This window comes from Hugonella massiliensis, from assembly GCA_001486445.1.
Lineage (GTDB): Bacteria > Actinomycetota > Coriobacteriia > Coriobacteriales > Eggerthellaceae > Hugonella > Hugonella massiliensis.
Genome location: LN908986.1, coordinates 418087 through 431474, shown reverse-complemented (window position 1 = coordinate 431474; position 13388 = coordinate 418087). Strand labels below are relative to the sequence as shown.

The following is a 13388-nucleotide window of genomic DNA, read 5'->3' as shown; positions in this document are numbered from 1 at the left end:
GCGCATCGCTCTCGCGGTGGTTTGACTACACTTGAAATTTGAACGAAACGCGGTGTGTGGCACCGCTTTGCATTTTAGGAGCCTACATGAATGTTAACGACGCGCTTGCGCATGCGCAGGCAATGTTCATCCCCGAGTTTCTCTTCGGCATGGGCGATGAGCCCCTTATCGCCGAACGCCAGAAAAACGAAGACGCGATCAGCGCGCTCGTGGCCGACTACCTCGCCAACCCCAACCCCGGCTTTCCCTTCGCCGACGTGCTCGAGCTGGCCGACCGCAACCGCACGATTTGCGACGAGATCGAAGCCGCCGACAATTCGCGCAGCCAGAACCTCCCGCACGCCCTTTCCGACGCCGACGTGCTCGCGGGAGTGGCGGCCTTGGAAGGCGTGCCCGAAAGCGCGCTCGCGCCCGCGCCCGAAGGCGTACGCGAGTCGCTGCCGCTGCTGTTGACGCAGCATCCCGTGCGCGGCACGGTGCTCGGCATCGACATCGAAACCACGTCGGGCAGCCCCGACCGCGGCTACATCGTCAACGTGGGCTGGGAGCTCATGGACCTGGCCCGCGGCGCCCAACCGCATGACGCGCGGGCGGACTACTGCGGCATCCCCGACCGCTACGCCCAGACGGGGGTACCTCTGTCCCATATCCACCACATCACCTGGGATATGGTCGACGGGAAGAAGCCCTTCCGCGAAAACGCCGCGCTTCATGCGACCCTGCTCGAGTTGATGCGCTCCTACCCCTACATGGCCCACAACGCCGCCTTCGAGGACAGCTGGTTCATGCTCAACCTGCCGGGCTATGCCGAGGCGCGCAAGGCGGGCGAGATCAAGGTCGTCGACACGCGCGACCTTTGCCGTGGGCTCGACCCCGACGTCAAGCGCCTGCCCTTCAACACGAAGCCGGCCAGCCTCGAATCGTGGGCGCGTCGCCGCGGCACGCTGTCAAGCGACGCCAACGAAGTGCATCTGGGTCTTGACGACACCGACCTGATGCTCAAGACCGTGCAAGCCGAATTCGAGCTGCGCGGCATTCTGTAACGACCAATATGGGCCCCGGCCGCCGCGTCGATGCAGGCGCGGCGCCTGCGCGCGAGACCCCCATCGAAAAGGACGGCGATCGGTATGAGCGATACGGCACGCTACGAAGCGCCTACGCACATCTCCTTTTACGAACGCACGAATATCCCCCGTGAAGAGGGCGACGCCTACTACATTGAGTTCGGCGGCTATTTCACAATCGAACGCGAGGTCGTCGAGCGGGCGGATGCGCCCCTCGACGCGGGTTTCACCGTGGAATTCGGCGAGGCGGGCGGCCCCCGCGACGTCCTCCTGCATTTCGGCGCCCCTTTGACCGAAGGCGAGCGACGTGAATTCGAGCGCTTTTTCGACAGCGCCTTCGACGAAGACGCAACGCAGATGGCCATCGACCCCGACCGCTTTCTGCGCTTCACGCGCGGCTCTTTGTGGAAGGACTACAACGAGCTTGCGGCCCGGCTCGGCCTGCCGGTCGATGAGGAAGAGGAAGACGACCTCGAAGACGCGTTCGGCTTCTTCGTATAATCAGTTTCAAAAGGCGGCGGGACGCTCCCCGTCGGCTTCGATCCGAAAAGGAGTTGCCATGGAAGGCGATACCCGCACGCAGCCGCCCTTCGAAAGCTTCACGTTCATGATGTTCGAGACGCCCAAGGGCCGTTCCCTGTTCCGCATGGCCCAGGACGGCGATGCCTACCAACTGCATGTGGAGCAGGGCTCTGCGGCCAATCCCACGGTCAAGTTCACGCGCACGGTCCCGCGTGAAACGGCCCAGAAGCTCAAGGACCGCTTGGGAGAGCTGGGCGTCTTCAGCTGGGATGAGGCTCCGCAGGTCTCGCCGCGCGAGAACCTGGCTCAGTGGAGCCTGGCGCTCGTCTTCAAGAAGGACGTGTTTTCGGTCGAGGCCCGCGGCACCCACACGGTGCCCGCCCGCTTCGACGATGTGCTCGAAGAGCTCTATCGGCTCGATTTCCCCCGTCCCGAAGCCCCGAAGGAGCCCGAAACCCCCAGCTTCGGCGATCTGCCCTTCGACGCGGGCGCGATGGAGGGCCTCTTCGGCGCCGGCGGCCCCAATGCCTACGCCTTCGAGCAGCTTCAGGAAGCGCTTGAAACTATGCGCACCGACCCCGCCCGCTTTCAGCAGATGATGCGCGACGAATTTCGCGCCCTGCCCGTCGAACAGCAGGAGGCTTTCATCAACGCGCTCGCGTCGACCGGCATGGCGTCGCGGGCATGGTGGGAGCGCTTCCTGCGTGGAGAATAGGAGCCCCACATGGCCATCAACTACCAGAAGGTCGCCTTTACCGCCTCGTACGGCCTGCCCAGCCAGGTGCCCGCTTCCACACTGCCCGAAGTGTCGTTCGTGGGGCGCTCGAACGTGGGCAAGTCGTCGATCATGAACAAGATCTTCAACCGCAAACGCCTCGTCAAGGTGTCGAACACCCCGGGACGCACGCAGAACATCAACTTCTTCAACGCGGGCATCGCGGATTTCGTCGACCTTCCGGGGTACGGCTACGCCAAGGTCGCCAAGAAGGACAAGGACCGCTGGCGCACGCTCATCGAAGGCTATTTCAACCAAGACCGCCGTTTCGCCCTCTGCTGCGTGCTCATCGATATTCGCCACGACGTGAGCGAGCTCGACAAGCAGATGATTTCCTTCCTTCTTGCGCGTGAGATCCCCTTCATGATCGTCTTCACGAAGGCCGACAAGATGTCGTCGAAGAGTGCGGTGCGCCGCCAGATGGCCAAGCTCGTCAAGCAGCTTTCGGCGTCGGGCGATGCGGTGGTCGTGGCCACGTCCTCGCTCGACGGCACGGGCATCGACGACGTGCGCACGCTCATCGAGGACGCCATCGCGCAGGCGCGGGCCTAATCGAGGGCGGTTTCATACGCGGGCAGGGGCCGCGGGGCACAGGGCGAGCGATCGCCGGCCCCGCGGCCCTTTTCTGCGCCCCAAAGGGCCGAAAAGGGGGCTCTACCTAATTTGCATGACAAAAAACGACGGCATCTTCCGTGATTTCAGCACTTTGCGTGATAGGCAAATGGGCAGGTCGGGGCCATACTGCATGCCGTGCTCGCAAAGGGCGGGCAGAAAAGCGCGAACGAGCGTGCATGACACGCGATTCGCCACACGCGAGCCGGGAACACGGGTCGTAGGCGGCGAAAAGGACGTGCGCGCACGCATTTTCGAGCCTTAAGGAGGCAACATGAAATTCGGCGGTATCGGCGTTCCCGAGCTCATCATCATCCTTATCGTGGTCCTGCTCATCTTCGGGCCCAAGAACCTTCCGAAGCTCGGCAACGCGATCGGCAAGTCCATTCGCGGCCTGCGCGAGGGCATGGACGCCGGCAAGGAAGAGAAGGATAAGGCCAAGGCCGCCAAGGACGCTGACGACGACGCCGAAGTAGTGGCTGAAACGGAAGACGAAGAGGAAGCCCCCAAGAAGAAGGTCGTCAAGAAGGTCGTCAAGAAGAAGGAAGAGACGCCCGAGACCAAGGAAGCCGAAGCGACCGAAGCGTAAGGTCTTTTCCCCCGACGTTCGAGATGAACACAGCGCCTGCCGGGCCGTGCCGGGCGGGCGCTTTTTGCATGCCGGGCGTTGCGAATGTCACGGTCCCGTTACGGGTGGTTTGCTACCATAGCGGGTACCAATCCGGACGAGCGCGCAGGGAGGCTGGCATGGACGCACGCGCCGAATCGCTGGGCCCGCGCTCGGCCGACCTTTCCACCAAGCGGGTGGTGGGTTTCGCCTGCAACCAGGCCTTCATCTTTTACGTCTTCTACATGGGCATGAACCGCGGTTGGCCTTTTGCCGGCTTCACCGTAGAGCGCATCGACCTGCTCTGCATCCTCCTGTTCATGGTGCTCGGCTTCCTGCTCGTGCGCTTTCATTCCCGCGCGTCGCGCCAGGTGCTGCTCACCAAGCCCCTCTTGTTCGTGTACGCGGTCGTCATGGCGGGCGCCTCGCTCGTCTTCCCGCAGCTGCCCGACCTGTCGGACGGTTGGATGGCGGTTGAGGGGGCTCTCATCGGATTTTCGGCTGCCTTCATGCTTACGGCGTGGGGCCGTGCCCTTGGCGAGGCACCCACCTACACGGCCACCTGCGAGGTCCTCGTGGGTTCGCTCGTGGCGGCCTTGATCTGCCTGGCATGCTCCTTCGTTTCGGCGGTCGACGTGTCGCGGGCGCTCTGCCTGCTGCCGGTGGCCAGCGCTGCGCTCGTGTCGGTGCCCGCGGCGGCGGGCGAGTCGCATCGGCCCGCCTCCGGCGCTTCGGGGGACGCGATGGTCCTTTCGGCCAAGGTTCTCGTGGGCACGCTCTGCATGGGCGCGGCGGTGGGCTTCATCGAGGCCTTCTCGAGCGAGCCAGGCAGGGAGGCGATTTCCTACTACCCGGTGTCGATGCTGCTCTTCGGCGCCTTCTTGATCGGCGTGCTCTCGCTGCTCACGTCGGGGGCCCTGCGCGACGTGCGCGCGCTCGACCTGTCCTATCGCATCGCGGTCTTCCTCATGCTGCTCGGGCTGATCGTGATTCCGCTCGCCGCGGCCTCGGACGTGCCGGACGGCGGAGACGCTCTGGTGCTCGCCGGCTACCTGGGTTTGCAGGCGGTCTTCATCGCCCTCTTCCTCGTGTTGGCCAAGATCAACGCGTTCGATGCGGCGGTGTCTTTCTCGTTGGGCTTTCTCGCCCTCTACGCGGGCGAGTTTTTGGGCGTGATGCTCGCCAACGTGTTCGATGCCGCCCAGGTCGATTTCCGCACCCCCTATACGGTCGTCGTCATCGCCGGCGCCCTTATTCTGGTCGCCTACATATTCCTGTTCACCGAGCGGGACTTCTCGAATCTGACCGAAATCGCGACCGACGCCGACGCCTTCGAACTTGTCTGCGAGAGGATTCGCACCGACTACGGCCTTTCGAAACGCGAAGGCGAGATTCTGGAATTCGCCTTGCGTGGGCGCACGAGCGAGCGCATCGCGGGCGAACTTTCGATCACCAAGAGCACCGTCGACACCCATTTGCGGCGTATCTACGCGAAAGCGGGCGTGCACAGCCGCCAGGAGCTTATCGACTTGGGCGAGAAGTTGCGCAATAAATAAGAAGAGGGCCTTGCGCCCTGTTGCTAGGGCGGCGCGCTGCGCCGCGAAGGAGGAGCTTGATGCCGAGCATTGCAGATACCGTCGAACTGCTGCAGAGTTTGGAAAACACCGGCATCGTCGTGGAGCCCACCCGGTGCGCGGTGGTGCGCAACCGCAATGCGAGCTGCCGTAAGTGTGCCGACGCCTGCACGTCGCATGCGATTGTGATCGAGCCGGAAAGCAACGCGATTCGCATCGAGCCGGAAAACTGCGTGGGCTGCGGCACCTGCACGACCGCCTGTCCCACGGGCGCGCTCGAGGCGCGCAAGCCCTCCGACGTGGCGCTTGCCGAAGCGGCCCAGGCGGCCTGCTCTGCAAACGAGGGCACGGCGGTGATTGCCTGCGCGCCCATGTATGAAGCGGCTAAAGACCTGGTCGATTCTTCCAGGCTTGTGCGCGTCGGTTGCTTGGGGCGCGTGGAGGAGGGGCTTATCGTCTCGCTCGCCGCCCATGGGGCCACGCGCGTGCGGCTCGTGTGCGCCGATTGCGCCTCATGTGCCCAATCGCATGGGATCGACATGGCCGAAACCGTTGTCGCGAACGCCAACCTCCTGCTCGAGCTGTGGGGCAGTGACGTGCGTGCCAAGATCACGCCCAAGTTTCCCTCGTCGGTGCGCAAGGTGCGCAAAGACGCCTACGACTCGCATCGGCGCGCCTTCTTCCACGATTTGGGCAGCGAGGCCCGCGATGCCGTGGGGGTGGCGACCGATATGGCGCTCGAAAAGGAGCTCGGCATCGAATCGAAAACCCGGCTTTCCCCCACCCAGATCTTGGCCAAGCTGCGCGTGACCGACCACGGGACCCTTCCGCATGCCGTGCCGGCCAAGCGTCGGCGCCTGCTCGACGCCCTTGATGCCCTGGGAAAGCCGGCCGACGAGCTCGCCTCGACCCGCCTTTTCGGCCAGGTGGTGATCGATGCCTGCGCGTGCACGGCCTGCGGGATGTGCGCGGTCTTCTGCCCGACGGGAGCGCTGACCAACGAGGTCGACCGAGACTTCAACACGCTCGTGCATTACCCGGGCGCCTGCGTGCAGTGCCGAACGTGCGAGGACGTCTGCATGAAGGACTGTCTCTCGCTTTCCGACGAGGTCTTCGTGCGCGACGTCGCGGATGGGCGCGTCGAGCGCTACGACCTGTCGGCATCGGCACAAAACGCAAACGACCATTCGCTCTTCGGAGCCGCCAAGCGCATGATCGGCGGCAACATTCACGACTAAGACGCCTCTTCGCGCGGCGCATAAGGGAAAGGCAGACATGCTCGCAGAATCGGTTGTGCCCAGTCCGGCGGTTGCCGTGGTGGGGCGCCATAATTCGGGAAAGACCACGATCGTGGAAGGCGCGGTGGCGGAACTTACGTCCCGCGGTCTCGATGTGGGAACGGTCAAGCACCACGGGCATGTGGGCTTCGACATCGACGTGCCGGGCAAGGACTCCTGGCGCCACCGCCACGCCGGTGCGACCGAAACGTGGATTTCGGCGCCGGGGCAGGTCGCGATGATCGCGACCATCGCGGGCGAAGCGGAATGTGCGCAGATCGTGCGGCATATGCCCGGCCATGACGTGGTGATCGTGGAGGGCTATCGCAAGAGCGGCCTGCCCACGATCGAGGTCATGCGGGCTGCCAACCCCCATGATGCCCAGGTGGCCGAAACCTTCTTTCGGGCAGCCTGCGACGGCTTGCCGCTGACCTGCGATTTCGTGCAGGCGACGCGGGCCTCCCATCGTGAGGCTCCCAAGCCGGGCGCGCCGGTGGATCCGGGCAAGATGCCCACCGAGGCCACCGTTGCCGTGATGACCGACATCCCGATCGCCCACGAGGCAGCGGCCCGTTACGGAATCCCCTCGTTCGACCTGTCCGACACCCAGGGACTCTGCGATTTCATTGTGCGCACGATCGCGCGGCCGCGCCTGACTGCGGTGATCCAAGCGGGCGGGGAGAGCCGACGGATGGGGTGCAGCAAGGCGACGGTCCCCTTTATGGGGCGGCCGCTCATCCAGCGGCTCGTCGAGCGCGTGTCGCACGCCGCTGACGAGTTGGTGGTGACCACCAACGAGCCCGAAAACCTGGGCTTTCTGCGCGAGGCGTACCCCCAGATGCACATTCGGCTCGTGCGCGACGAGCTCGATCGGCGCGGGGCCCTGCCGGGCATCTACACGGCCTTGAAGAACGCCACCTACGATGCGGTGGCCGTCGTGGCCTGCGACATGGTCTTCGCGTCGCCGCGCCTCGTGGCTGCCGAATTCCAGGAGCTGTGGCATACAGGGGCGGCGGCCGTCGTGCCGGCCAACCGCAACGGCTACGAGCCCTTTCACGCGGTGTATCGGGCGAGCGCCTGCCTGCCGGCGGTCGAAGCGCGCCTGCGGGAGGGCGACCAGCGCGCCCAGGCCTTCTTCGACGATGTGGAGGTGCGCGCCTTCCCTCAGTCGCGCGTGCTCATGGCGGAGCCGGGCGGGCGCTGCTTCATCAACGCGAACACGCCCGAGGACCTGGCCTATACCGAAAAGCTCGCGCGGGACGAAGGCGACGAGCTCATCTTGTAGGCGGTGCGCCTGCCGACCTGCGGTTGCGCCCCTGCACAGGGCGAAGAAGGCCGCGTGTGCCGAACCTCCGGAGAGCGGCACAGGGGGGAGTGCCGCCTGAGTGCGCGCCCTCTTCCGGGGAGTGCCGCATTCTAGTCGGGGAGCTCTGCTGCCCGTTTGGCCGTGCCGCCTCTGCCGCCCGTGTCGGCCGGTCGCCCTTCGGTTCGCCACGCGGGTATGGTATACTGTTCGCCACGCTTTAGCACGCTAAAGTGCTCGAGCAACGAAGGGAATGGAAGGGGACCCCATGAAGAACATCAAGAAGAAGGCCGCAGCGTTTGCCGTCTGCGCGCTTGCCGCCTGCCTCGGCGCTTTCGCCCTGGCCGGCTGCGGCCAGCAGAGCTCGAGCACCCAGAGCTCGTCGGCTTCCAAGACGCTCACGGTCGGTTTCGATCAGTCGTATCCGCCCTACGGCTTCGTCGCCGACGATGGAAGCTACACCGGCTTCGACCTCGACCTGGCCAAAGAGGTCTGCGACCGCAATGGCTGGGAATTCAAGGCCGAACCGATCGACTGGGACGCCAAAGACGCCTTGCTCGGCCAGGGCGCGATCAGCTGCATCTGGAACGGCTTCACCATGGAAGGCCGTGAGGATTCCTACACCTTCAGCGAGCCTTACATGCTCAATGAGCAGGTCGTCGTCGTGAAGAAGGGCGCAGGCATCACCGACTACGCCGGCCTTTCCGGCAAGACCGTGATGACCCAGGTCGATTCGGCGGCCCTCGATGTGCTCGAAGGCGACAAGGCCGACCTGGCCGCCACCTTCAAGGGCGGCGCTCCGCAAACCATCGCCGACTACAACAACGCTTTCCTGCAGCTCGACGCCGGTACGGTCGACGCGGTCGCCTGCGACCTATCGATCGCCCAGTACCAGATTTCGGCCAACCCCGACAAGTACGTGCAGCTTTCCGAGCCCCTGTCGAAAGAGCACTACGCCGTGGGCTTCGCCAAGGGCGACACCGAAACCGCCCAGCAGGTGACCGAAACCCTGCGCGAGATGAACAACGACGGCACCGTGCAGAAGCTCTGCGACAAGTACGCCCAGTACGGCCTGAGCTACGACAACTGGCTGTTGAAGTAGCCCTATCGCCATCAACGACCGCGAACCCCTCCCGTCTGCTGAGCGGGAGGGGTTCGCATGTGCTGGCGGTTCGAAAAGCCCGGGTTCGCCTGTCCTGTGCAGGGTGGAACCCGCGCTTTCCGACCCACCGTTCAAGAAAGGATCGATCGTGGATTTTGGAACGATGCTCGGCCTCATGGGGCAGGGTCTCATGCTTACCGGGCAGATCTTCGTCGTCACGCTCGTGGGCGCCCTGCCGCTCGGCGTGCTCGTCGCTCTTGCCCGCATGAGCCGGTTCAAGCCGCTTGCGGTCATCGCGACCCTCTACATCTCCATCCTGCGCGGCACCCCGCTCATGCTGCAGCTCATGGCCCTCATGTTCGGTCCCTATTACCTCTTCGGCGCCCAGATGGGCCCCGATTGGAAGTTCTGGGCCTGCGACATCGGCTTCATCTTGAACTACGCCGCCTACTTCGCCGAAATCTACCGCAGCGGCATCCAGTCGATTCCGCGCGGCCAGTACGAGGCCGCCCAAGTCCTGGGCTACACGCGCGCCCAGACCTTCATTAAGATCGTGCTGCCCCAGGTCGTCAAGCGCATTCTGCCGGCCATGGGCAATGAAATCATCACCCTGGTGAAGGATACCTCGCTCGCCTTCGTGCTGGGCATCATGGAAATGTTCACGCGCGCCCAGGCTATCGCCGCCTCCCAGGTAAGCCTCGTGCCCTATGCGATCGCGGCGGGCATCTACTGGGTCTGCTGCCTGGTCATCGAGTTCGTCTTGCATCGCCTGGAAAAGAAGCTCGACTACTATCACGACTAACCACGAGGGGCGGGCGCCCGCCGCAGGCGCCGCGCCGCCCCGCATTCAGAAGGAGCACGCGTTATGGCGGAAGGAACCGCGCAGCAGGGTACGGGAAAGGTGCTCGTCTCGCTCGAGCACGCCAAAAAGAGCTTCGGCGACACGCCGGTGCTCAAAGACATCTCGCTTTCGGTGCGCGAAGGCGAGGTCTGGGGCATCATCGGCCCCTCGGGCGGCGGCAAATCGACGCTGCTGCGTTGCTGCACCTTGCTCGAGACGCTCGACTCGGGAAGCTTGCGATTCGAAGACATCACGGTCGCCGAAGACAACGGCGCCGGGCATTCGGTCTACGCTGACAAGGACACGCTCGCTGGGGCCCGCCAGCGCTTCGGGCTCGTCTTCCAGAACTTCAACCTCTTTCCGCACTACACGGTGCTGCAGAACATCATCGACGCGCCGATAAGCGTGCAGAAGGTGCCCAAGGACGAGGCGGTCGCCCGGGCCCGCGAGCTGCTCGAGAAGATGGATCTGGCGGGCAAGGAAGACTACGTGCCCTGCGACCTTTCGGGCGGCCAGCAGCAGCGCGTGGCGATCGCCCGTGCCCTGGCTATGCGCCCCGACGTGCTTTTCTTCGACGAGCCCACGAGCGCGCTCGACCCCGAGCTCACCAAGGGCGTGCTCAACGTCATCCGACAGCTGGCCGAAGAGAAGATGACCATGGTGATCGTGACCCATGAAATGACCTTCGCCCGCGACGTGGCCGACCACATCGTGTTCATGGACGCCGGCGTCGTGGTCGAAGAGGGTCCGGCCGAACAGGTCATCGACCATCCGCAGCACGAGCGTACCCGCGCCTTCCTCGCCAATTACGGGGACTGATTCCCGTGCGCGCCCTGCGCTGGTGCGCCGCCGCGGTCCTTCTGGGCGTCGTGTGCGGACTGGTCGCGGTGGCCTTCGAAGCCCTGTCCTTCGGGGCCGAAGGGGCCTTTCGCGCCGCGCCCGCGCTTCTTGCTCTGCTGCCGTTTTCGGGCGCGGCGACCGTGTGGGTCTACCACCGGCTGAAGATTCCCTTCAACACTGACGCCCCCAATGTGATCGCTGACCTGCGCCGCGACCGCACGGTGCCCGGTAGGCTCGCCTGCGCCCTGCTCGCGTGCGTGCCGCTCGCCAACCTGGGCGGCGGGTCGGTGGGGCACACCGCTGCGGGCCTGCAGATGGGCGGGGCGCTCGCCGACCCCTTCGTGAGCTTTGTGGGCGGGCGCGAAGGTGATGCGCGCGTGCTCATGATGGCGGGCATGGCCGCAATGGTGGCCTCCCTGCTCTACACGCCTCTTGCCGCCGTGGTCTTCGTGGTCGAAATCTGCCGACAGAGCCGCGCCCAGGTCCTCGACGTCCGCATGCTGGCCGTCCCGCTGGCGGCGGGCGTGGCCTACGCGATTGCGAGCGTCTTGGGCATCGGCCGCATCCAGCTGGGCCCCGTCGCCGTTCCCGAAGCAGGTACGGCCTGGGTCGCCGCCTGCGCGGTAGGAGCGGCCTGCGCGGCTTTGGGCCTCCTGTTCGTCTTCGCGCTCAAGGTCCTGCGCACCTTCTGCATCAAGGCCTTCGACAATCTGTATACGCGCATGCTCGTGGGGGCGGGCGCGGCGGCGGTCCTCACCCTCGGTGCGGGCACCGACGCCGCCTCGGGCACGGGCGGCGCGACCGTGGCGGCCCTGTTCGCGGGCACGCCGATCGATTGGTGGGTGTGGCTTCTGAAATTCGCCCTCACGGCGATTTGTTTGGCCTTCGGGTTCAAGGGCGGCGCGATCATGCCTGTGATCTGCATGGGGGCCTGCGCCGGCTGCGCCTTGGGGCAAGCGGCGGGCTGGCCGGTGCCCTTCGCGGCGGCGGTGGGCATGACCGCCTGCATCGCCGCGGCCGCCCGTAGCCCCTTCGGCGGCTTTCTCATGGCCGTCGAGGTGTGCGGGCTAGCGGGCGCGCCCTTCTTCGCACTCGCGGCCTTCTTCGGAGCGGTGGCGGCTCGGCGCGATTCCCTCTACGGCGGCATCGACTGGACGATCGACCCGCGCCGCTGGGCCTTTGTGCGCAGGTTCGTCGAACGCCATAAGGCGGCGCGGAGCTAAGCGGGCGGCGGAAGCCCCGATGGCGTATTCGCCCTGCAACGAGCGGGCCCGTCTCGTGCGATTCGTTTACAATAGCAGGCGGTATTCGCCCAGCGGGCCCGTCCGCTCGGCGGGTGGATGCCGCTACCGACAACTGCCGACAGAAAAGATGCGCATGCGCAAGAAAACGAAGATCATCTGCACGATCGGCCCAGCGGTGGACAGCGAATCCACCCTGCGCAACCTCATCGAATCGGGCATGGACATCGCGCGCTACAATTTCAGCCACGGCTCTCACGCCGCCCATCGCGCGCGCATGTTGCGCCTGAAGAAGGTCCGCCGGGAAATGCAGGCTCCCACGGCCATCATGATGGATATCAGCGGCCCCGACATCCGCACGGGCCGGCTCGCGGGCAACGAGCCGATCCGCCTGCAGGCCGGCCGCCACATCACCCTTACCGAACGCGACGTCGAAGGCACCGACCGCCTGGTCACCCAATCCCACAAGGGGCTGTGGCGCCAGGTCGAGCCGGGTACCTCGATCCTCATCGACGACGGCCTCATCGAACTCGCCGTCGACGAGGCGCGCGCGGACGGCGACATCCTCTGCACGGTGCAGAACACCGGCATGCTCGCCAACCACAAGTCGATCAACCTTCCCGGCACGCCCCTGAACCGTCCGGCGCTCACGCCCAAGGACCAGGACGATATCCGTTTCGGCATCGAGATGGGCGTCGACTTCATCTGCGTCCCCTTCGCCCGCAGCGCCAAGGACATGCGCATCGTGCGCTCCTTCCTGGCCGAAAACGGCGGTGCCGACGTGGCCTTGATCGCCAAAATCGAAAACGCCGAAGGCGTCGACCACGTCGAAGAGATCGTCGAGGCTTCCGACGGCGTAGTCATCGCTCGCGGCGATTTGGGCGTCGAAGTGGGGCCCGAACGCGTTCCCCACGTCCAAAAGAGCATCGTGCGCTTGTGCAACCAGCACCGCACGCCGGTCATCATCGCCAACCAGATGCTCGATTCCATGATGCGCCATCCGCGCCCGGCTCGCGCCGATGCGGCCGACGTGGCCAACGCCGTCTACGACGGGGCCGACGCCCTCATGCTCACCGGGGAAACCGCGGTGGGCAAGTACCCCGTGCCGTCGGTGCGCATGATGGTCAAGATCGCCACGGCAAGCGAGCCCTATGTGAAGGCCAATCCCGTCAACGTCGAGGATTTTCCCACCGACGAGGAGCGGTGCGCGTCGATGGTGGGCCGCAGCGCTGTGCACACGGCCGAAGCCATTCACGCCCGCTGCCTGGTGACGCCCACCACGTCGGGCCGCACCGCCCGCCTCATTTCCAACCTGCGTCCCAGCATGCCGATCTACGCCGTGACCCAGCGCGAGCGGGTCATGCACCGCATGCAGCTTCTGTGGGGGGTCGAACCCATGCTCGCCGCCGTCGAGAACGCTTCGATGTCGGAGACGATCGAAGCCGCCCGCGCTGAAGTCTGCCGCCGCATGCTGGTCGCGCCGGGCGATCTGACCGTCTTCACGGCCGGCGACGCGCAAACGAGCCCCCTTCTTCCGCACTGCCCCGCGGGCACGACCGAAGCGGCTCCCACCAACGTCATGCACGTGGTGCAGATCAAAGCGACCGACGCCGTCGAAAAGGAGGCATAG

13 protein-coding genes are annotated in these 13388 nt (G+C 65.3%); all 13 read left to right on the top strand.

The window, feature by feature from the left end; genetic code table 11:
• Positions 1 to 86: 86 nt before the first annotated feature.
• The 13 genes from BN3270_RS04425 (at position 87) to pyk (ending at position 13388) form a co-directional block, all read left to right on the top strand.
• Positions 87 to 1043: a 3'-5' exonuclease gene (locus tag BN3270_RS04425; protein ID WP_058985955.1), complete on the top strand. Its 957-nt coding sequence runs from the start codon at positions 87 to 89 to the stop codon at positions 1041 to 1043.
• An 84-nt stretch (positions 1044 to 1127) separates the two neighbouring features.
• Entirely contained in the window at positions 1128 to 1565 is a 438-nt protein-coding gene (locus BN3270_RS04420) for a hypothetical protein (RefSeq protein ID WP_058985954.1), read from the top strand.
• A 58-nt stretch (positions 1566 to 1623) separates the two neighbouring features.
• Positions 1624 to 2301 carry a hypothetical protein gene (locus BN3270_RS04415; protein WP_058985953.1) on the top strand — a complete coding sequence of 226 codons (678 nt, stop codon included), beginning with the start codon at positions 1624 to 1626 and terminating at the stop codon, positions 2299 to 2301.
• Positions 2302 to 2310: 9 nt separating this feature from the next.
• Positions 2311 to 2913, top strand: coding sequence for a ribosome biogenesis GTP-binding protein YihA/YsxC (gene yihA / locus BN3270_RS04410; protein WP_082673347.1), 603 nt, complete (start codon positions 2311 to 2313; stop codon positions 2911 to 2913).
• A gap of 334 nt (positions 2914 to 3247) precedes the next feature.
• On the top strand, positions 3248 to 3562 hold the full coding sequence (tatA, locus tag BN3270_RS04405; RefSeq protein WP_058985952.1) for a twin-arginine translocase TatA/TatE family subunit: 315 nt from the start codon (positions 3248 to 3250) through the stop codon (positions 3560 to 3562).
• A gap of 158 nt (positions 3563 to 3720) precedes the next feature.
• Entirely contained in the window at positions 3721 to 5136 is a 1416-nt protein-coding gene (locus tag BN3270_RS04400) for a helix-turn-helix transcriptional regulator (protein ID WP_058985951.1), read from the top strand.
• Positions 5137 to 5195: 59 nt separating this feature from the next.
• Complete coding sequence (locus BN3270_RS04395) at positions 5196 to 6392, top strand: NADH-quinone oxidoreductase subunit I (protein ID WP_058985950.1); 1197 nt, start codon at positions 5196 to 5198, stop codon at positions 6390 to 6392.
• 37 nt (positions 6393 to 6429) lie between these two features.
• Complete coding sequence (gene mobB, locus BN3270_RS04390; RefSeq protein ID WP_058985949.1) at positions 6430 to 7716, top strand: molybdopterin-guanine dinucleotide biosynthesis protein B; 1287 nt, start codon at positions 6430 to 6432, stop codon at positions 7714 to 7716.
• Positions 7717 to 8011: 295 nt separating this feature from the next.
• Entirely contained in the window at positions 8012 to 8836 is an 825-nt protein-coding gene (locus tag BN3270_RS04385) for a transporter substrate-binding domain-containing protein (protein WP_408606205.1), read from the top strand.
• Between the two features lie 148 nt (positions 8837 to 8984).
• The gene (locus tag BN3270_RS04380) at positions 8985 to 9638 is read left to right on the top strand and encodes an amino acid ABC transporter permease (protein ID WP_058985947.1); all 654 of its coding nucleotides are present in this window, start codon (positions 8985 to 8987) and stop codon (positions 9636 to 9638) included.
• Positions 9639 to 9701: 63 nt separating this feature from the next.
• The gene (locus BN3270_RS04375) at positions 9702 to 10496 is read left to right on the top strand and encodes an amino acid ABC transporter ATP-binding protein (RefSeq protein ID WP_058985946.1); all 795 of its coding nucleotides are present in this window, start codon (positions 9702 to 9704) and stop codon (positions 10494 to 10496) included.
• 5 nt (positions 10497 to 10501) lie between these two features.
• Positions 10502 to 11740, top strand: a complete 1239-nt coding sequence (locus BN3270_RS04370) for a chloride channel protein (RefSeq protein WP_058985945.1) — start codon at positions 10502 to 10504, stop codon at positions 11738 to 11740.
• A 154-nt stretch (positions 11741 to 11894) separates the two neighbouring features.
• Positions 11895 to 13388, top strand: a complete 1494-nt coding sequence (gene pyk / locus BN3270_RS04365; protein WP_058985944.1) for a pyruvate kinase — start codon at positions 11895 to 11897, stop codon at positions 13386 to 13388.